The organism is Gordonia sp. (in: high G+C Gram-positive bacteria) (assembly GCF_052106715.1).
Lineage (GTDB): Bacteria > Actinomycetota > Actinomycetes > Mycobacteriales > Mycobacteriaceae > Gordonia.
Map to the genome: position 1 here is coordinate 114,099 of NZ_JBQEDL010000007.1, position 20,466 is coordinate 134,564.

A 20,466-nucleotide genomic window follows, 5' to 3' on the forward strand; every position below is an offset into this window, starting at 1 on the left:
GATGGTCAGAGTTAGGTTGTCGAGGTCGGGGGTGGCGTCGATGACAGGCATAGTGTGCTCCAGAGTTCGTGAAATACGTTGAGGTTCAGGGTTTCTCAGTGTCGTCGGCGGCGAGGAGATCGTCGATTCGGGAGACCCGGCCACGCCAGATCTGTTCGATCTCGCTCAGCATCGATGACACCGAACGCACAGCCGCCACGTCGCCGGTCGCCAACTGTTGGCGCCCGTCCCGTCGTTTGGTCAGCAGTCCCGACTTCTCGAGGACCGCGACGTGCTTCTGTACCGCGGCGAAGCTCATGTCGTACTTCTCCGCCAACGCGCTGACCGAATGCTCGCCCGCCAGAACGCGGCGCAGTATGTCGCGTCGAGTCCGGTCGGCGAGTGCGTGGAACAGGGCGTCAGCTCTGTCCTCGTCGATCTCGGCCATGAATTAAACATACAACTAATCGGTTGTATGTCAAGGGGTATGAATTAGGGTGCGAATAGGGACGCCTCACGCCAACCCGAAGCTGTGCTCCACGGCCTGGTTCCAACCGGTGAACAGTTGGTCACGTTGTTCGTCGGGCATCGTCGGCCGCCAGCGGCCGCCTTCGGACCAGTTGGCGCGGATGTCGTCGGTGGACTCCCAGAAGCCGACGGCGAGCCCGGCCGCATAGGCTGCGCCGAGCGCGGTGGTCTCGTTGACGACGGGCCGCACGACGGGAACGTCGAGAATATCCGACTGGAACTGCATCAGCAGGTCGTTGACGACCATCCCGCCGTCGACCTTCAACGTGTTCAGCGTGACGCCGGAGTCGGCCTGCATCGCCTCGATCACCTCACGCGTCTGATAGGCGCTGGCCTCCAGGACAGCGCGGGCGATGTGGTTTCGGTTCGCGAAACGGGTGAGGCCGACGATGACGCCGCGTGCGTCCGGTCGCCATCGGGGCGCGAACAGGCCGGAGAACGCGGGAACGATGTAGACACCGCCGTTGTCGTCGGCGCCCCGCGCCAACTCCTCGACCTGCGCGGCGTTCGAGATGAGCCCGAGGTTGTCACGCAACCACTGCACGAGGGAGCCGGTCACCGCGATCGACCCCTCGAGCGCATAGCGGGCGTCGTCGTCGCCGATCTGGTAGCAGACCGTCGTCAACAGTCCGTGCTCGGAGTAGACGGCTTCGGTACCGGTGTTGAGCAGCAGAAAGTTGCCGGTTCCGTAGGTGTTCTTCGCCTCGCCCGGGTCCAGGCACGCCTGGCCGAACATCGCAGCCTGCTGGTCGCCGAGGATGCCGGCCAACGGCACGCCGGGGAGCGCGCCTGCCGAGCGCAGCGGTGCGATGACCTCGGAACTGCTTCGGATCTCCGGGAGCATCGACATCGGGACGCCCATCTGGTCGCAGATCTGCTCGTCCCACTGCAACGTCTTCAGGTCCATCAACATGGTGCGCGACGCGTTCGTGACGTCGGTGATGTGCAGACCGCCGTCGACGCCGCCCGTCATATGCCACGCCAACCAGCAGTCCATCGTGCCGAACGCGAGTTCGCCTCGTTCGGCCCGCTCCCGAGCGCCGTCGACGTTGTCGAGGATCCACCGAACCTTCGGGCCCGCGAAGTAGGCGGCGAGGGGCAGGCCGGTGCGGCCGCGGTACCGGTCGACACCCTCGTCGCCGCCGAGTTCTCTGCACAGGGCGTCGGTCCGCGTGTCCTGCCAGACGATGGCATTGTGGACCGGTTCACCGGTGGCCCGATCCCAGACGACCGTCGTCTCGCGCTGATTGGTGATGCCGCACGCGACGATGTCGCCGGGTAGCAGTTCGACAGCGGCCATGGCCGCTGCCGCGACGCGTCGGGTGTTCCGCCAGATCTCGATCGGGTCGTGTTCGACCCAGCCCGCCTGCGGGAAGATCTGCTCATGCTCCAGCTGCTCGGACGCGACCACTCGACCCGATCTGTCGAACACCATTGCTCGCGTGGACGTGGTGCCCTGATCGATTGCGACGACGTACTTTCCGCGTGAACTCACGGCCACAGTGTGTCATGTCACATCGCGCCTGCGAGGCCCCACCTGCGTCGTAGTAGGCTCGCGCGCATGGAGACCGAGTTCAATCCGGACCGCCCCGCCGACCTCACCCCCGCATACCGGGACGAGGCGTGGCGGCGGCTCGGCAGCGAGCAATTCGACATCGTCGTCATCGGCGGCGGCGTGGTGGGCGTCGGAGCGGCGCTCGACGCGGCGACCCGCGGCTTGCGCGTCGCACTCGTCGAGGCCCGCGATATCGCGTCGGGGACGTCGAGTCGTTCGTCCAAGATGTTCCACGGCGGACTCCGTTACCTCGAACAGCTCGAGTTCGGCCTGGTCCGGGAAGCGCTCCGCGAACGCGAACTGTCCCTGCGGCTCCTCGCGCCGCACCTGGTGAAGCCGCTGCCGTTCCTCTACCCGTTGACGCGACGGATCTGGGAGCGTCCGTACGTCGCCGCCGGTCTGTTCCTCTACGACCGGATGGGCGGGGCCAAATCCGTTCCCGGCCAGCGTCACGTCTCCCGCTCCGGCGCACTGCGCGTAGCGCCCGGGCTCAAGCGCAGGGCGCTGATCGGCGGTATCCGCTACTACGACACCGTCGTCGACGACGCCCGACACAGCCTGACGCTGGCGCGTACCGCGTCGAACTACGGCGCCGTGATCCGCACCTCGACCCAGGCCGTCGGCTTCCTCACCGAGGCGGACCGCATCAAGGGAGTCACGGTTCGCGACAGCGAGACCGGCGAGCGGACCGAGATCGCCGCGCACTGCGTGATCAACGCGGGCGGCGTGTGGACCGACGAGGTCCAGGCGCTCTCGAAGCAGCGTGGGCACTTCAAAGTCCGCGCATCCAAGGGCGTGCACATCGTGGTGCCGCGCGACCGGATCGTCAGCGAGAGCGCGATCATCCTGCGTACCGCGGAGTCGGTGCTGTTCGTCATCCCGTGGGAGACGCACTGGATAATCGGCACCACCGACACCGACTGGAATCTGGACCTCGCGCATCCGGCGGCGACCCGCAAGGACATCGACTTCATCCTCGACCGGGTCAACACCGAACTCGTCACCGAACTGACCCACGACGACATCGAAGGCGTCTACGCCGGACTCCGTCCGCTGCTCGCAGGGGAGGACGAAGGTACGTCGACGCTGTCGCGTGAGCACGCCGTCGCCGTCGTCGCTCCGGGACTCGTCTCGATCGCGGGCGGCAAGTACACGACGTACCGGGTGATGGGCGCCGACGCCGTCGACGCGTGCGTGGACTACCTGCCCTCGCGGGTCGCATCGTCGATCACCGAGAGGGTGCCGCTCATCGGGGCCGACGGCTACTTCGCCCTGGTGAACCAGTGCGAGCATCTCGGGCAGCGGTTCGGCCTGCATCCGTACCGGATCCGCCGGCTGCTCAACCGGTACGGCTCGACGTTCGACGACGTCCTGCACTACGCCGACGAGGACGAGTCACTGCTGCGCCCGCTGGCTGCTGCACCGCAGTACCTGCGCGCCGAGATCGTTTACGCGGTCGCCGTCGAAGGCGCGCTTCACCTGGAGGACGTCCTGGCTCGACGTACCCGGATCGCGATCGAGTACAGCCATCGCGGCGTCGATTGCGCCGACGAAGTCGCCGAGCTGATGGCCCCGGTCCTCGGATGGGACCAGGCGCAGACCGAGCAGGAGGTGGCCACCTACACCGCCCGCGTCAACGCCGAGATCGAATCGCAGCGTCAGCCCGACGATGCGTCCGCCGACGCTCTGCGCGCCGCGGCTCCCGAGGCACGCGAGGAGATCCTGGAACCGGTTCCGGTCCCGGACTGATCAGCTGACGACGCGGTCAGACTCTTCGGTTGATCGTCGACGCTCACCGCGAGGCGACCGAACACGGTGCCGCTCAGCAGTTCCCAGGCCTGAGCCTCGGACATCTCGGCCACTGAGTCGTTATGCGCGGTCATACGCCCGATCCTTCCCCGCCACAATGCCTGTGGCTAGGGACTTACCTGCTGGCATCGGGGACAGAAGTACACGCTCCGCTCGCCCCGCCCGTCGAATCCGTCGAGCACGTCCCGGACCACGGTGGTGCCGCACCTGCGGCACGGGCGTCGATCCCGCCCGTACACCCACAGTTCGCGGCCCCGCGCGGTGACGCCGGTGGTCGACCGGGTCGGACGAAGTCGGTTGTCCCACAACAGACGATGCGCCGTCTCGACGATCGTAGGCAGATCGACGTCGCCTGTCCGCGTCGTAGGACGGACACGGTGCAGAAAGCAGATCTCGCTGCGGTACACGTTGCCGACGCCCGCGAGAAGCCGCTGGTCGAGAAGGGCGACGCCGATCGGAGTCTCGGGCGACCGGGCCAGGTGCGCGACGGCCGTGGCGGCGTCCCAGTCGTCGCCGAGCAGATCGGGCCCGAGGTGCGCGACAGCGGTCGCCGGGTCGGTGAGGACTTCGACCAACCCGAGATCGAACCCGACCGCTTCGATGTCGTCAGTACGCAGTACGACCCGCGCGGTGTGCCTGGGTCTGCGCCACCGCGTGCCGAGCGGGCCTACCTGCCAGCGGCCCTCCATCTTCAGGTGTGAGTGGATCGACGCGGTGCGCTCGCGTGCGGACACGTCGATGAACAGGTGCTTCCCCACCGAGCGGACACCGGTGACCACCCACCCGGACAGATCAGTGGTCGCATAGCGGGGCACCCGGAAGTCGCTGCGTGTCAAGGTCTTTCCGGCCAGGCCGACGCGGAGCCGGTGCGCGGCGGCGAAGACGGTGTCGCCTTCGGGCACGCCTCAGCCCATCCTCGGGTCGTAGTTCATTCGCAGCCCGCGCGGGGTCGAGGAGAACCCGGCGGTGCTCAATGCACGACCGAAATCCGTCGCGAGGACCGGCCGGCCGTTCACCTGGTCGACGTGGATGCGCGGCACACGTCCGCCACGAACGGCTGCGACCACCTCGGCAGCAGCCACCGCGAGAACGTCGACGTCGTCGGTGAATGTCAGCACCGTCTTGCCGCCGCGTTCGATGAACACCGCGAGGGCGCCCGAGACCAGGACGACGACCGCGCCGGCCTTACGGCCCGGGCGGTGCCCAGAAGTCTCTGTTTGAGACGGCCAGGCGAACGCTGCGCCGTACGGATTCGCCGGGTCGGTCGACGCCAACAGGACCGCTTCGGTTCGGCGCTCGCGCGGCACGTCGACCTCGTCGCGCAGACGGTCGACGGTGTGTCCGGCGGCGAACTGCGCGCCGCCCAAGCCGTCGATGTAGTAGCCGCGCCGCACCTGCCCGCTGTCTTCGAAGACGGTGAGCGCCTTGTAGATCCGGGAGAAGCCGCCGTCGATCTCGCTGACGGTCACCGCGCCCTTGGTGACGACGCCGAACCGTTCGAGCAGGATGTCGCACGTCGCAGCGGCCTGCGTGGTGGCATCGATGCTCTGCCGTCGCAGCGCGGACCACCGCCCGCCGAGCAGCGGCGGAACGCCGGCGGCGCCGTCGACCCCGGCGAGATAACGCGAAGACAGCCGAGCCGTGCGCAGGCGCGGAGCCCGCCCGCGCGAGGAATGCGACGGTGCCGACGGTCGGGACCGCGTCGGGTTCAAGGCGGCGCGCACCACGGAGAACGAGTCGTTCGTGATCCGCCCGGACCACACGAGCTCCCATAATGCGGTCTGCATCGCCGTATCGTCGGTCGTCGCGGCTTCGCGCAGTTCCTGTGCCCGCAGCCCGTGGCCGCCGTCGAGCGCGGTGAGGAGCCGTTCGTGGACGGCCGACAGTTCGACGTTGTCGGCGGCGCGGAGAGTCAGTGGGGCGGCATCGGTCAGGTGTAGCGCGATCCAGCCGTCCGAGCCGCCGATCGCACCATGCCCGGACCAGGTGACTTCGCCCGAGGAGAGGAGTTCGTCGAGCATCGACGGCTGGTAGTCGCGTACCCGCGTCGGCAGCACGAGTGTCTCCCAGGCCGACGCCGGGATCGGATGTCCGGCAAGCTGTTCGACGACCTCGGCGACCCCGGACACCCCGGTCAGTCGGGACCGGTCGACGACGTGCTGGCGCTCGAGAAGGAAGCGGGAGAACGCTTCGGTCGACACGGGTTCGACCTCTGCGCGACCGGCCGCGAGCGATCCGCGCCGCAACTGTCCGAGGACCTCGCTGTGGCACCACTGGGTCTCGTCTTGATCCTGGTGCGGCACGAACTCGCCTTCGAGCACCATGTGGCGGCCGGCCAACCCGTCGAGAGCGCCGGTGACCACAGCGGGCGCCATTCCCAGTGAGTCGGCGGCCTCGGTGAGGGTGAACGGCCCGTGCGTCCGCGCGAAGCGGTGCACCAGGTCGCCGATCGGGTCGGCGACCGCGCTCAGGAAGTCGGTCGGGACTCCGAGGGGGAGCGGGATACCGAGTCCGTCGCGGAGTCGTGCTGCGTCCCCGATCGCGGCGATGACGTCGCGTCCGCGGTGACGTACCGCGATCGCGCGCCCCGACGCCACAAGCTCGTCGAGTGCGGCCGCCGCGTCGACGTCGTCACGACAGCGTGCCGCTGTCTCCGCGACGGTGAGCGGTCCGAGCCATCTCAGCAGGTCGTCGACGTCCTCGGTGTCGCGCGCACGCCGCTCGGGCACCAGCCGCTGCAGTCGGCCGACGACCGTCGCGATCACATCCGGGTCGAGCAACTCGCGCAGGTCGACGCGGCCGAGGAGTTGCGCGAGCAGCGAAGTGTCGAGCGAGAGCGCAGTGGCACGACGCTCGGCCAACGGCGCATCGTCGTCGTAGATGAACGCGCCGACATAGCCCAACAGCATCGACGCCGCGAACGGTGACGGCGACGCCGTCTCGACCTCGGCCAGCCGGACCTTGCGCGACCGGATGCGGGTCAACAGGTCGACGAGTGCCGGCAGGTCGTACACGTCGGCCAGGCATTCGCGGACGGTCTCGAGGATGATCGGAAAGTCCGGGAACTGGGCGGCTACCGCCAGCAGTTGCGCGCTGCGTTGGCGCTGCTGCCACAACGGAGCCCGCTTGCCGGGGTCCCGTCTGGGCAGCAACAACGCGCGGGCGGCGCATTCGCGGAACCGTGACGCGAACATCGATGTGTCGGCCAACGCTCGCGTCACCTGTTCTTCGACGTGATCGGGGTCGACGTCGAAGACCTCGGCCCCCGGCGGAGAGTCGTCGGTGTCGGGGAGGCGGACGATGATCCCGTCATCGGCGGCCGTCGTCGCCCCGTCGATTCCGAGACGTGCCGCCAACTGCGCGGCGATCGCCGACGCCCACGGCGCGTGGACACGAAGCCCGTACGGCGAGTGCAGGACGAGCCGCCAGTCGCCGAGCTCGTCTCGGAACCGTTCGACCACAAGCACGCGGTCGGTCGGGACGGTGCCGGTCGACTCCCGCTGCTCGTGCAGGAGCGACGACAGATTGTCGCGGGCACGCTGCCCAAGCCCCAGTCGATCGGCCTGCTTCGCGAGCTTGTCGTCGTCGGCGATCGACCCGATGAACCGACCGATCGCCGCACCGAGCTCGGCAGGCCTGCCCTGTGAGTCGCCGATCCAGAATGGCAGCCGACCCGGCATGCCGAACGCGGGCGTCACCAGTACGCGATCATGTGTGATCTCCTCGATACGCCAGCTCGACGCACCCAAGGCGAAGACGTCGCCGACCCGCGACTCGTAGACCATCTCCTCGTCGAGTTCGCCGACACGTCGAAGCTGGCCGCCGGTTCCACTCGCCGCGTCGGGCCCGCTCGCTCCGCTGCCGGCGCCCGCTAAGAACACTCCGAACAGTCCTCGATCGGGGATGGTCCCGCCGGAGGTGACGGCCAGTCGCAGCGTGCCGCGTCGCGCGGTCAGTACGCCGGCGGCGCGGTCGTAGTCGACGCGCGGGCGGAGTTCGGCGAACTCGTCCGACGGGTAGCGGCCGGAGATCAGGTCGAGGACTCCGTCGTAGACGTCGCGAGTCAGATCCGTGTACGGCATCGCGCGGGTGACCGTCGCATACCAGTCGTCGACGTCCACATCGTGCGCCGCCGTCGCGGCGATCGTCTGCTGCGCCAGGATGTCGAGCGGATTGGCGGGTACGGCGATCGCCTCGATCTCGCCGCGCCCCATCCGGTCGACGGTCACCGTCGAATGAATGAGGTCGGTGCGGTGTTTCGGGTAGAGGACGCCGCGGCTGATCTCGCCGACTTGATGTCCCGCACGTCCGATGCGCTGCAGTCCCGACGCGACCGACGGAGGCGACTGGACCTGCACCACCAGGTCGACGGCACCCATGTCGATGCCCAATTCGAGCGAACTCGTCGCGACGACGCACCGCAGCCGACCCGACTTGAGATCGTCCTCGATCGCCGCGCGCTGGTCTTTGCTCACCGACCCGTGATGGGCACGCGCCAAGACCGCTCCGCTCCCGGTGCCCGAAACATTGGCGCCGGCGCCCGAACTGGTCCCGGAGCCGGACACATACGACGGCATCCCGCCCGGCACAGCGGGATTGGTCCTCGCCGGATCTCTCGGTTCACCGACGCGGGCTGCGGCGATCTCGTTGAGCCGGGCCGTCAGCCGTTCGGCGAGGCGACGCGAGTTCACGAACACGATCGTCGACCGGTTGGCCTCGATCTCGTCGACGATCGACGCCTCGATGAAGGGCCACAACGAGCCAGCGGTCGGCGAGAAGGCGTCGTCGAGGTCGTCAGAACCGGCGGGGCCGGACGGCGTCGGAAGGTTCGCCATATCGTCGACCGGAACCTCGACGCGGAGATCGAAGGTCTTCGCCGCGCGCGGTTTGACGACGGTGCACGGCTGCGAACCCGACAGGAAACGGGCGACGCGCTCCTCGGGACGGACCGTCGCCGACAGGCCGATACGTTGTGCACGGCGCGGCAGCAACTCGTCGAGTCGTTCGAGCGACAGCGCGAGGTGCGTGCCGCGTTTCGTCGCCGCGACGGCGTGCACCTCGTCGACGATCACCGTGTGCACACTCGTCAGCGTCGATCGCGCCGACGATGTCAGCATCAGATACAGGGACTCGGGCGTCGTGATCAGGATGTCCGGCGGCGACCGCTGCAAGGCCCGGCGGTCGGCGGCGGGAGTGTCGCCCGACCGCACGCCGACGGTGACCGACGGCGGTGGCTCGTCGAGTTCGGCTGCGGCGTGGGCGATCCCGGTCAGCGGGGCGGCGAGGTTGCGCTCCACATCGACGCCGAGCGCCTTCAGCGGCGAGATGTAGAGGACGCTGACGCCCGACCGCTCGGGTCCGGTCTCCCGTGTCAGGGTGTCGATGGCCCACAGAAACGCGGCGAGAGTCTTACCCGAACCGGTCGGCGCGATGACCAACGTGTCGTCGCCCTTCGCGATCGAGTCCCAAGCACCCGACTGCACGGGCGTCGGGCGTGCGAAGGCTCCGGTGAACCAGCGCCGAGTGGCTGGCTGCATCCGATCCAGGGCGGAGTCGATTCGGGCCACACCACCATTGAAACGCATGCCTGTGACAATCCGCGCTAATGGACGATCCGCGTGAGCGCGGACAGCGGGCAGGAGTATGGTTCTGACATCCCGGTGCGGGGAATTCGGTGAGAATCCGAAGCGGTCGCGCCACTGTGAGTTCCCGCCTGCGAGTGGGACGAGCCAGGTCACCGGCCGGGTGTACTGCCGCTACGAGCCGGACGCACGATCCGGAGGACAGGATGAACTGGACATGACAGTCTCCGCCGTTTCACCCAAGGACGCGACACGCGCGCTCGCCGTGCCTGACGTCTCGGCCGCTACCACCGCTCTGGTGTTGACGGCGACCGTCCTGGTGGCCGCGCTGGCCTACTACTTTCTCGGCTACGACCAGGGCGCGGTCTCGATCTTCGGTGACGACACGCACGTCCACGAGTTCATCCACGACTCGCGGCACTTCCTCGGCTTCCCCTGCCACTAGACCGGACAGAGGAGACAACCGAAAATGGAACGCAAATTCATCGGCGCAGGCCTACTTTCAGGTCTGATCGCCGGCCTCATCGCATACACCTTCGCCCGGATCTTCATCGAGCCGCAGGTTGCCAAGGCGATCGACTACGAAGAAGTCCGGTCCCACGCGGAAGAGACGCTCAGCGGCGAGCACGCCCACGAGCACGAACTGTTCACCAGGTCGGTCCAGGAGAACATCGGAGCCGGTATCGGCACCGTGGTCTTCGCACTCGCGATCGGCGCACTGTTCGCCGTCGTGTTCACCGTGGCGTGGGCGTATTTCGGGCGACGCCGTCCGTCGACCGATCCGCGCGCAGTGGCCGCCGCACTGTCGGGAATCGCTTTCGTCGCTGTCATCGCCATCCCGTTCTTCGTGTACCCGCCGAACCCGCCCGCGGTGGGCGAAGAGGACACGATCGGGTCGCGCTCGGGGTCCTTCCTGACGATCACGCTCGTCTCGATCGCACTCGCCATCGTCGGCGTCCTGATCGCGACCGCATTGTCGGCGCGCATCGGCGCGTGGTGGGCCGGGATCGTCGGCGCTGTCGTCTACCTGATCGGCGTGACCATCACCGCGGCGTTGCTGCCCGAGTTCAAAGAGGTCCCGGGACCGGTCATGGACGGCGACACGATCGTCGCGCCTGGTTTCCCCGGGCAGGTTGTCGCGGACTTCCGCGTCTACGCGATCGCCAACCAGGTGTTGCTGTGGGCGGTTCTGACCATCGTCTTCATCGGATTGCTCGGCGTCATGATGCGTCGCACGCGCTCGGTCGCGGCGGCTGCCGAATCGGTCGAGCGGATCTCGGCCTGAGCCTCACCGTCGTCGTCGCGGGCCGGACCGCCCCCAACCGTGCGGTCCGGTTCGGCGGCGAGCACCAGGCACTGGACCGTCGAGGTCGCCTCGACATCGCCGGCTTGGCGCTTCCCGCTGCCACCGGTTACCGCGTGGGGCCGGAGGAGTCGGTGATGCAGACCGCCGAGATCCTCGGCGCGGCGAGAGAATCGGACCCGTCGTTGGCCTCCCTCGACGTCGGACGGTGGCGCGGACAGTCGCCCGAGTCGGTCGCGGCCGACCTGCCGCGCTGGTTCGGCGACCCGGATGCGCGCCCCCACGGAGGAGAGACGATCCGCGAGTTCGTCGCGCGGATCGACGCTGTGCTCGATGAGGCTACGGGCGGAGACTTCCTGATCGTCGCCCCGCCGGTGGCGCAAGCGATGCTGTGCGAGAGCGCCGAGCGATACTTCGCGGTCGACGTGCGACCCGCGTCGGTGCTCACGGTGCACCGTCGGTAGTCGTCCCGGCGGGATTCGCCGGAGGCGGCGGATTGTCGTAGCCGGGTGCCACCATGCAGGTATGAGTCGGGGTGACGAGAAGCTGGCGGTGCCGAAGGACTGCGTCCTCTGGTGTCACCACCAGCCGTACGCGGAAGCGGTCCTGGACGACTATGCCCGGGTCGACCTGGACAAGTGGAACGCTCGGCTGACCGAACTGCGGATCCCGGCACGGGTATACGCGGTGGACGCCGACGGTCGGCAGATCGACTCGGGGATCGGGCACATCCGGCGCGGCGATCTCGAAGCGTCGAGCACCACACTCGACCTCGGGCCTCAGCCCGCGTTGAACCGGCTGTACCTGTGCGACGCGTGGCTGCGCTCGCATCGGGACCGCGGCGGCTTCCGACGATTCCTGGACGTCCGCGACCCGCACGACAGGTACCACCCGTACGACACGGTCGCGCGGGCACTCGACGCGTGCGAGGCCGAACCCTCCCTGGTGTGGACCGGTGCATTCCGCTCGTGGTCGGGGTGGCCGGTGGCGCCGGGCGTCGGGAATTCGCTGATGTCGCTGTACAGCTGGGCGATCCACGGCAACGAACGCGATCGGCCACAGCTGCTCGACAAGTACACCGCGTCGAGCATGGTCCGGTACGGCTGGATGGGGGACGGGGCAGCGTCACAGTTCTCGGTCACGACGTACGCCCGGTACTCCGGGGTCATCGAGCGCTGGGCCGGGCAAGCGGGCACCAAACCCGAGATCGTCGAACTCTGGCTCAACCGCGACTGGCACCGGCGCCTCGGCCGACACGATCGACAGGAGGCGTTGCTCCTATGGTGAGACTTTCTGCGTCGGCGCCGACGTCCCTCAGTTGTGCCGTCCGAACGCTGCGGCGATCGTGTCGATGAGGCCGCGGTACCGGCCGCCGACGTCGCCCAGAGGTTTGCCGCTGCTCACGATCGCGACGGCGAGGTCGCGTTGCGGGTCGGCCCACATCGCGATCTGGGTGAGTCCGGTGTGCCCGAACGCTTCGGGCGCACGACGCCCGAACGGGCCGAAGTAGTGGGAGCCGAGCATGACGCCGGTGCCCCAACGCAGCGGCATGCCCGCGGTCGCGACGTCGGGCCGAAGCACGCGGCGCTGTCTGCGCGCCGCAACGATGGTCTCCTCGGACAGGATGCGCACTCCGTTCCGTTCGCCGCCGCGCAGCAGGGTCTCGGCGAGTGCAGACAGTTCCGTCGCGTTCGACACTCCGCTCGACGAGGGGACCGTGCTGGTCAAGAACTCGGCAGTGTTCGAGTCGTCGACGATTCCCGTGAGCGTCCGCCCCGTCGAGAGCCGGAACGCGGTGTCGACGGGGATGCCGACGCGCGGCCCGGTCACGTGGCTGGGGGCCACCTTCGAGACGTCCTGCGGTGTGACGCCGATAGTGGTCCACCGCAGCCCGAGCGGCCCGGTGATCTCGTCGGCGATGTACTCGCGCATCGGACGTTCGGCTGCCACTTCGACGATCTCGCGGACGACGGGACCCCAGGTGAGCGCGTGATAGAAATGCATCAGTCCGGGGCGATGCATGGCAGGCATCCGGCGCAGAGCATCTCGCACGAAGGCTCGGTCATCGGCGCGTGATCGGTCGGCCGTCCCGCCGAGCGCGAACGGGATCCCCGCACGGTGCGTCATCACGTGATCGAGCGTCGTCGTCGCCTTTCCGCGTGCGCCGTATCCGGGGATCAGGTCGGCCACCCGGTCGGACCACCGGAGTCGACCCTGCTCGACGAGTCGCCAGACGGCGACCGCGGCGATCAACTTCGACGCGGAGTACAGGCAGAACGGTGTCGAGGTGGTGACAGGCTCCAGCAGGCTGCGGCCATGTCCGATGGAGCGGTCGACGACGACGTCGCCGCAATGGCGCACGCATACCTGGATCGCAGGCTGGAGTCCGCCCGCGTACCAGTGTTCCGCGGCGGCCCAGATCGGTGAGGTCTCGGCGCGGTCGGGCGACTCGTCGCCCACCCGGGTCACCGCCGATATGTCCTGCGCAGTAAGCGAATCAGGGCGATGGATGAGGCCGGGGTTAGGCATGCTCGCTGCTCGGGCGCTAGTGTCGTGATCAAGATAGAACACGTTTCAATTCCTTGGAGGTCGCATGTTCGAGTGGTCCGACGAAGACCTGATGGTGCGTGACGCCATCCGCGGTTTCATCGAGAAGGAGGTGAAGCCCCATGTCGACGAACTCGAGACCGGTCAACTCCCGCCGTACGACATCATCCGCAAGATGTTGGCGACTTTCGGTATGGACACGATGAACGTCGAGAGTCTGGAGAAGGAACTCGCGGCGGAGGAGGCCGGCGAGCCCCGTGCCCCGGGTGGCGGGTCGACGACCCTCGCGAACTCGATGTTCCTCATCCTCAACATGGAGATGGCTGGTGTCAGTCTCGGAACCATCGGATCGATGGGCGTGTCGATGGGACTGACCGCGTCGACGATCCGCAGCCGCGGCACACTCGCACAGAAGCGTCGGTGGCTGCCCGACCTGCTCAGTATGCGCACGGTCGGCGCGTGGGCGATCACCGAGCCCGATAGCGGCTCGGACGCCCTCGGCGGGATGAAGACGTCCGTCCGGCGGGACGGCGACGACTACCTTCTCAAGGGCAACAAGACGTTCATCACCAACGGTCCGTACGCCGACACGATCGTAGTGTTCGCCAAGCTCGACGAGGGCGACGGCACGCCGATCCGGGACCGCAAGGTGCTGACATTCGTGCTCGACGGCGATATGCCGGGGCTGACCCGCGGCAAAGCGTTCAAGAAGATGGGCATGATGAGTTCGCCCACGGGCGAACTGTTCTTCGACGACGTCCGGGTGACGCCCGACCGCCTTCTCGGTGAGACCGAGGACACCGGCACGGACAAGCGGGGCGGCGACAGCGCGAAGTCGGGCTTCACCGCCGAACGGATCGGCATCGCGGCGCTCTCGCTCGGCATCATCAACGAGGCGCAGCGGCTGTCCATCGAGTATGCGAAGAGTCGCACGCTGTGGGGTCAGGAGATCGGCAAATTCCAGCTGATCCAGCTCAAACTCGCCGAGATGGAGATCGCGCGGCTCAACGTGCAGAACATGTTGTTCGTCGCGATGGAGGCGTCCAAGGCGGGCAAGCCGCCGACACTCGCGCAGGCGTCGGCGATGAAGCTGTACTCATCGCGGGCGGCGACCGAGGTCGCGATGGAGGCGGTCCAGTTGTTCGGCGGTAACGGCTATATGGCCGAGTACACGGTTGAGCGTCTGGCGCGCGACGCGAAGTCGTTGATGATCTACGCCGGGTCGAACGAGATCCAGGTGACACACGTCGCGAAGGGTCTGCTCGCCTGAAGTCGCTGATTCATCCACGAGTGGGGGCGGCCGCGCGGGAACCGCCCCGCCCCCCACAACGGTGCGGGTCGGGGCGGGGGGACAACCCCCCCGCGGCCGCAGCTCGGACCTCGGCGCGACGGTAGTCGAGGTAGGCGTCGACGACGTCGCCCTTACGGAGTTGCTTGACGTCGGCAGAGACTGCCATCGTCATGGTCCACGGGGCCTGCGTCCCCTGCTTGGGTAGCCAGTCCAGAGCGCGTTGGACGTAGCCCGCAGCGAAGTCGAGGAGCGGGCGAGTCGGCATCTCCGGGTCGGCGACGGCACGCACGGACGTGTACTCGGCAGCGTCCATGTAGGTCAGCATGCGGCAGAAGTACTCGCACAGCAGCCCGATCTTGAGCGTCCACGACGAGTTTGTGTAACCGATCGCCATGGCGAAGTTCGGGATGCCCGACAGCATCATGCCCCGGTAGGCGACGGTGTTCGCGAGGTCGACCTTCTCACCGTCGATGTTGATGTCCATACCGCCGAAGAGCTGCAGGTTGAGGCCGGTCGCCGTGACGACGATGTCGGCGTCGAGTTCGGTGCCGTCCTCGAGGAGGATGCCGTTCTCGGTGAACGTCTTGATGCGCCCGGTCTCGATCGATGCGGTGCCCTTGCCGATGGCCTTGAACAGGTCGCCGTCGGGCACGACGCACAGCCGCTGATCCCACGGGTTGTACGGCGGATTGAAGTGGGTGTCGATGTCGAAGTCTTTCGGCAGTTGCGCAGCGTTGGTCGCCCGGATGATCTTGCGCGCGGACTTCGGGTACCGCTGGCAGAGGTTGAAGACGATCTTCTGCTGCAGGATGTTCTTTCCTCGGCTGAGGGCGTAGCCGCGTTCGGGACCGAGGACCCGCTTCATCGCGTTAGAGATCACGTCCTCGCGAGGGAGTGGGATCACGTAGGTCGGGGTGCGCTGCAGCATCGTGACGTGCTCGGTCTTGTCGGCCATCGACGGGACCAGGGTCACCGCGGTCGCGCCGGAGCCGATGACGACGACCTTCTTGCCCGCGTAGTCGAGGTCCTCGGGCCAGTGCTGCGGGTGTACCACGTGGCCGGTGAACTTCTCGATGCCGGGGAACTCAGGGGTGAAACCCTCAGCGTAGTTGTAATAACCGGTACCCGAGAAGATCCAGCGGGCCGTGATCACGAAATCGTCGTCGACGTCGTTGCGGTGGACGGTGACGTTCCACAGTTGCTCGGCTTCGGACCAGTCGACGGAGGTGGCCCGGCGGTTGTAGACGATGACGTCGTCGAGATCGTCCTCGGCGATCGCCTCGTGCAGGTAGTCGAGGATGCGCGGCGCGTCGGCGATCGCCTGCGGGTCGCGCCAGGGCTTGAACTCGTAGCCGAACGTGTTCAGGTCCGAGTCCGAACGGATGCCGGGGTACTTGAACAGATTCCACGTACCTCCCGCGACGTCACGGGACTCGAGGATCGCGAAACGTTTCGACGGGTGCTCGGTCCGCAGGTAGTGGCCCGCGCCGATCCCGGAGATGCCTGCCCCGAGTACCAGGACGTCCAGCGGGCCGTCGGTGAGGAGAGAGTCAGTGGTCATGGGCTGTCCGTTCTTGTCGAGATTCCTCGGTACGAGCGAGAACTTGTATATCAATGATCGTTGTGACAATACGGTCTGCGCAAGTGTTGAACACACCAGTTATCCGGCGACTGTGGTGCATAATGCACCAGATGGAGCAGTTCCCTGTGGATACCCCGGTCAACGATGCCGTTGCCGAACTGATTCGGGCCGGAGTTCGGGCCGTGATCGATGCGCCACCGGAATGGATCGACGAGCTCAATGCGGCAGCGCTCAGCGGTGCCGGGATGCAGCCTGTCGCGGGCGACTCGCAACTCCTCGAGGTCGCGTTGCGGATCAACGCAGGCAACCTCTCGCACTGGGCTGCGGTCAACATGGTCGAACCGGGAGCGCGGGTGCCCGTCGCCATCACCGAGGAGGCGCGCGCCTACATTCGAGATCTCGCACGCCGCGGGTTCGACTCCGGGTCGTTGGACTCGTTTCGGACCGCCCAGAACGTCGCCTGGCGGCTGTGGATGCAGATATGCTTCGGCCTCACCGATGATCCGGTACTTCTCCGGGAACTACTCGAAGTCACCTCGGCGTCGATCACACAATTCATCGACGACACCGTTCGTGCGCTCGCCGAACTGATCGAGACGGCGCGCGCCGAACTCGCTGCCGACACGCACGCTCAGCGGCGCGCCGCCGTCGCGCTGGTGCTCGAAGGTGCGCCGATCGCCAAGGATCGAGCCGAACGACAGTTGCGCTATCGACTCGACGGCCCGCATACGGCGATGGTGCTGATCGGTGATCCGAGCACACCGCCGGAGGAACTGGAGGCGACGTGCGAGTCGATCATGGAGGCGAGCGGTGTGACGAGGCGGCTCGTCGTGGTCTCGGGAGCATCCGAGCTGTGGGTGTGGCTGCCGACTGCCGAGGTGGCATTGGGTGAGGCGTCGTTGGGCGAGGTGGCGTCGAGGCATCCCGGCGTCCGTGTCGCGATCGGCTCGGCGGGCGAGGACCGGGACGGATTTCGCACGAGCCACTTCCAGGCGCTTGCGGTTCGGCGGCTGTTGCGGCGATCGCGATCGTCGAGGCGGGTCGCGAGGTACGAGCAGGTGCGGCTCGTCGTGTTGCTCGGCGAAGATCCGGCCGCGGCCGACGAATTCGTCGCGTCGACCCTCGGCGAGCTGAGGGCCGCAGACGAACAGGTATTGGCGTGCGTCCGGGAGTGGTTCGCCTCCGGTTGCCGAGTCAGCGAGACCGCGTCCGCACTGTTCACGCACCGGAACACGGTGCTCCGTCGTCTGGCCCGTGCCGACTCTCTGCTCCCGACTCCGTTGCGCGAGAACGCTGTACACGTCGCCGTCGCCCTCGAGTTGCTCGACTGGGTTGCGTGAGCGGCTCCGGTGTGGCCCGTTGAGCGAGAAGGCGGTTACGCGGGACGGTAGGGGATCGAGTCGCTGACGAGTTCGTCGATCGCGATGCCGTGGCCGAGCATCGGGAACGCGCGTTGTGAGCATGCCGGGCGGTCGCAGACCTTGCAGCCTCCGCCGATTGGGACGACGGTGCGCGGATCTGAGAGGTCGATACCCGTCGTGTAGACGAGTTCGTCGGCGTGGGCGAGGTCGCACCCCAGACCGATCGCGAACTCGCAGGTCGTCGACAGGTGGCTGCCTGGCGCGGGATCGGTGGTGCGCGCGAGCCAGAAGTATTGGCGGCCGTCTGGCATCTCGGAGACCTGCGTGTGGATTCGTCCCGGCATCGAGAACGCGTCGTGCACCACCCAGAGTGGGCAGTTGCCGCCGACGCGCGAGAAGTGGAACGCTGTCGCGGACTGTCGCTTGGAGATGTTCCCGGCGCGGTCGACCCGGACGAAGATGAACGGAATTCCACGGTCGCCGGGGCGCTGCAGCGTCGAGAGTCGGTGACAGACCGTCTCGAAACCGACTTCGAAACGTCGAGCGAGCAGACCGACGTCGTAGCGCAGTTCGCGTGCGGTGGAGGCGAACAGGCCGTAGGGGAGGACGAGTGCGCCCGCGAAGTAGTTCGCCAACCCGACCCGCAGGACGGCCCGCGACGTCTGGGCCACCGTCGACGCCGCGATCAGGGCGTCGATCTGTTCGGCGTGCGAGAGCAGCGCCAACTGGGTGGCCAATTGGAATGCGCGCTGCCCGGCGGTCAGGCGTCGGGCCAGGGTGAGGGTCGCCGACTCCGGATCGAATCGACGCTTCGCGGTCGACGGATCGGTCGACGATCCGATCGCGACGCGGATCCCGTAGGTGTTGTCGAGGTATTGCGCCAACTGAAGATCGAGACCGCCGACTGAGAACCCGGCCTCGGTGAACAGGTGCTCGGCGGCAGCGTCGAGTTCGGCGATGTGATTGCGGCGATCGTAAAAGTAGTCGCGGACCTGCTCGAAAGGAGTCACCGGGACTTCTGGGACCACGGTGTCGGCCGATCGTTGGTCCTCTAAGGCCGTGGTCGCCGCGGTCAGTCTGCGGTGCAGGCTGACCAGGGTGCGTCCCACCGACGGCATCCGGGAGACCAGTTCGGTGATCTCCGCGCGGTCGGCCGATTCGCCGTGGGAGAGGAGCGCGTCCGCGACGTCCGCAGATAGTCGTGCGTCCCCCGAGTCGGCGAAGAAGTCGGCGGGCAGGTCGAACGCGGACGTGAGATTCAGCAGGACGGACACCGTGATGGGCCGTTGGTCGTTCTCCAACTGATTCACATACGTCGTCGACAGATCCACACGCCGCGCGAGCGCCGCCTGGCTGATGCCGAGATCAGCGCGCAATCGGCGTAGTCGAGCGCCGACGTATGCCTTTGCCATGAGCGTGACATTACGCCACCGGGCGTACGCAACATACGCAGAACATGATGGATGCGTCCGCATAAATACGCATCTGCCAGGTCTTTCGCTGGTCATCACGTTCTGCGTACGGTGCAAACATGATCAACCACGAAGTGCACACACGCCGCAGCGCAGACGAATTCCCCGTTACCGAGCATCTCGCTTACAAGATCGCTCAGGTCGCCGTCGACCCGGTGGAGGTGCCCGCGGACACGGCTGAGATGATCGTCAACCGCATTGTCGACAACGCTGCGGTGAGCACGGCGTCCGTTGCCCGTCGCCCGGTGACGAGCGCCCGTCGCCAAGCGCAGGCGCGCCCGCTGGAGAACGGCTCAACGGTGTTCGGAACAGGCGGACGGTACGCGCCGGAATGGGCCGCGTGGGCCAACGGCGTGGCCGTTCGCGAACTCGACTTCCATGACACTTTCCTCGCCGCCGAGTACTCGCATCCTGGCGACAACATCCCGCCGCTGGTCGCTGTCGCGCAGCGGACCGGTGCGGGCGGCGACGACCTGATCCGCGGCCTGGCCACCGCATACGAGATCCAGATCGATCTGGTGCGCGGTATGTGCCTGCACGAGCACAAGATCGACCACGTCGCACACCTGGGACCGTCGGTGGCCGCGGGTATCGGCACCATGCTCGGCCTCGACGTCGACACCATCTATCAGGCCGTCGGTCAGGCCCTGCACCTGACGACCGCCACTCGCCAGTCGCGTAAGGGATTGATCTCCAGCTGGAAGGCGTACGCACCGGCCCACGCGGGCAAGATCGCTGTCGAGGCCGTCGACCGCGCGATGCGCGGCGAGGGCGCTCCGGCACCCATCTGGGAGGGCGAGGACGGGGTCATCGCCTGGATGCTCGGCGGACCGGACGCGACGTACACGATTCCGCTTCCCGGGCCGGGCGAGGCCAAGCGCGCGATTCTCGACAGTTACACCAAGGAGCACTCGGCCGAATACCAGAGTCAGGCGCCGATCGACCTGGCTCGTCGCATGCGCGAGCGTATCGGCGACCTCGACCAGATCGCGTCGATCGTCCTGCACACCAGCCATCACACCCACTATGTGATCGGCACCGGATCGAACGACCCGCAGAAGTTCGATCCGACCGCCAGCCGGGAGACGCTCGACCACTCGGTGATGTACATCTTCGCCGTCGCACTGCAGGACGGCGACTGGGATCACGAGCGCTCGTACGCGCCCGAGCGGGTGGCTCGACCCGACACCGTCGAACTGTGGAACAAGATCTCCACCGTCGAAGACCCCGAGTGGACGCGCCGCTACCACTCCGCGGATCCGAACGAGAAGGCGTTCGGTGCTCGCGCCGTCGTCACGCTCAAGAGCGGCGAGGTCATCGAAGACGAACTCGCGGTCGCGGACGCCCACCCACTCGGCGCCCGGCCGTTCGCCCGAGACCAGTACCTCGCGAAGTTCGCCCGCATGGCCGACGGAGTCGTCGATCCGACCGAGCAGGCGAGGTTCACGGCCGCGGCC

At 67.3% G+C, this 20,466-nt stretch carries 15 protein-coding genes and 1 riboswitch; of the genes, 8 read left to right on the forward strand and 7 right to left on the reverse strand.

Annotated features, from left to right (window positions below):
- Positions 1 to 85: 85 nt before the first annotated feature.
- Positions 86 to 427 (reverse strand): ArsR/SmtB family transcription factor, encoded by a 342-nt coding sequence (locus tag ACTIMF_RS05665; RefSeq protein WP_442349298.1) that lies wholly within the window; start codon positions 425 to 427, stop codon positions 86 to 88.
- Between the two features lie 66 nt (positions 428 to 493).
- Complete coding sequence (glpK, locus tag ACTIMF_RS05670; protein ID WP_442349299.1) at positions 494 to 2,002, reverse strand: glycerol kinase GlpK; 1,509 nt, start codon at positions 2,000 to 2,002, stop codon at positions 494 to 496.
- A gap of 66 nt (positions 2,003 to 2,068) precedes the next feature.
- On the opposite strand from glpK, the gene ACTIMF_RS05675 reads away from it, so the two are divergent.
- Positions 2,069 to 3,811, forward strand: coding sequence for a glycerol-3-phosphate dehydrogenase/oxidase (locus tag ACTIMF_RS05675; protein WP_442349301.1), 1,743 nt, complete (start codon positions 2,069 to 2,071; stop codon positions 3,809 to 3,811).
- A 167-nt stretch (positions 3,812 to 3,978) separates the two neighbouring features.
- Here the strand turns inward: ACTIMF_RS05675 and ACTIMF_RS05680 are convergent, their stop codons facing one another.
- Positions 3,979 to 4,773: a DNA-formamidopyrimidine glycosylase family protein gene (locus ACTIMF_RS05680; RefSeq protein ID WP_442349302.1), complete on the reverse strand. Its 795-nt coding sequence runs from the start codon at positions 4,771 to 4,773 to the stop codon at positions 3,979 to 3,981.
- A gap of 3 nt (positions 4,774 to 4,776) precedes the next feature.
- Positions 4,777 to 9,456 (reverse strand): ATP-dependent helicase, encoded by a 4,680-nt coding sequence (locus ACTIMF_RS05685; protein WP_442349303.1) that lies wholly within the window; start codon positions 9,454 to 9,456, stop codon positions 4,777 to 4,779.
- Positions 9,457 to 9,512: 56 nt separating this feature from the next.
- A riboswitch (cobalamin riboswitch) is annotated at positions 9,513 to 9,631 on the forward strand.
- A gap of 39 nt (positions 9,632 to 9,670) precedes the next feature.
- Here ACTIMF_RS05685 and ACTIMF_RS05690 point away from each other — a divergent pair.
- The 4 genes from ACTIMF_RS05690 to ACTIMF_RS05705 all read left to right on the forward strand — a co-directional run bounded on the left by ACTIMF_RS05690 (position 9,671) and on the right by ACTIMF_RS05705 (position 12,043).
- Positions 9,671 to 9,898, forward strand: a complete 228-nt coding sequence (locus ACTIMF_RS05690) for a CbtB domain-containing protein (RefSeq protein WP_442349304.1) — start codon at positions 9,671 to 9,673, stop codon at positions 9,896 to 9,898.
- Positions 9,899 to 9,922: 24 nt separating this feature from the next.
- Positions 9,923 to 10,738 (forward strand): CbtA family protein, encoded by an 816-nt coding sequence (locus ACTIMF_RS05695; protein WP_442349305.1) that lies wholly within the window; start codon positions 9,923 to 9,925, stop codon positions 10,736 to 10,738.
- 104 nt (positions 10,739 to 10,842) lie between these two features.
- A complete protein-coding gene (locus tag ACTIMF_RS05700; protein WP_442349306.1) occupies positions 10,843 to 11,220 on the forward strand; it encodes a histidine phosphatase family protein in 378 nt (125 codons plus the stop codon).
- A gap of 61 nt (positions 11,221 to 11,281) precedes the next feature.
- Positions 11,282 to 12,043, forward strand: coding sequence for an 8-oxoguanine DNA glycosylase OGG fold protein (locus tag ACTIMF_RS05705; protein ID WP_442349307.1), 762 nt, complete (start codon positions 11,282 to 11,284; stop codon positions 12,041 to 12,043).
- Positions 12,044 to 12,070: 27 nt separating this feature from the next.
- Here ACTIMF_RS05705 and ACTIMF_RS05710 read toward each other — a convergent pair whose 3' ends face one another.
- A complete protein-coding gene (locus tag ACTIMF_RS05710) occupies positions 12,071 to 13,285 on the reverse strand; it encodes a serine hydrolase domain-containing protein (protein WP_442349308.1) in 1,215 nt (404 codons plus the stop codon).
- A gap of 64 nt (positions 13,286 to 13,349) precedes the next feature.
- Between ACTIMF_RS05710 and ACTIMF_RS05715 the strand changes: the two genes are divergently transcribed.
- Positions 13,350 to 14,573, forward strand: a complete 1,224-nt coding sequence (locus ACTIMF_RS05715; RefSeq protein ID WP_442349309.1) for an acyl-CoA dehydrogenase family protein — start codon at positions 13,350 to 13,352, stop codon at positions 14,571 to 14,573.
- 10 nt (positions 14,574 to 14,583) lie between these two features.
- Here ACTIMF_RS05715 and ACTIMF_RS05720 read toward each other — a convergent pair whose 3' ends face one another.
- Entirely contained in the window at positions 14,584 to 16,155 is a 1,572-nt protein-coding gene (locus tag ACTIMF_RS05720; protein WP_442349310.1) for a flavin-containing monooxygenase, read from the reverse strand.
- A gap of 131 nt (positions 16,156 to 16,286) precedes the next feature.
- Between ACTIMF_RS05720 and ACTIMF_RS05725 the strand changes: the two genes are divergently transcribed.
- Positions 16,287 to 17,516, forward strand: coding sequence for a PucR family transcriptional regulator (locus ACTIMF_RS05725; protein ID WP_442349311.1), 1,230 nt, complete (start codon positions 16,287 to 16,289; stop codon positions 17,514 to 17,516).
- A gap of 35 nt (positions 17,517 to 17,551) precedes the next feature.
- Here the strand turns inward: ACTIMF_RS05725 and ACTIMF_RS05730 are convergent, their stop codons facing one another.
- Positions 17,552 to 18,949, reverse strand: a complete 1,398-nt coding sequence (locus ACTIMF_RS05730; RefSeq protein ID WP_442349312.1) for a short-chain fatty acyl-CoA regulator family protein — start codon at positions 18,947 to 18,949, stop codon at positions 17,552 to 17,554.
- Between the two features lie 119 nt (positions 18,950 to 19,068).
- Here ACTIMF_RS05730 and ACTIMF_RS05735 point away from each other — a divergent pair.
- Positions 19,069 to 20,466, forward strand: a 1,398-nt coding sequence (locus ACTIMF_RS05735) for an MmgE/PrpD family protein (protein WP_442349313.1), incomplete at its 3' end; no start/stop codon positions are given.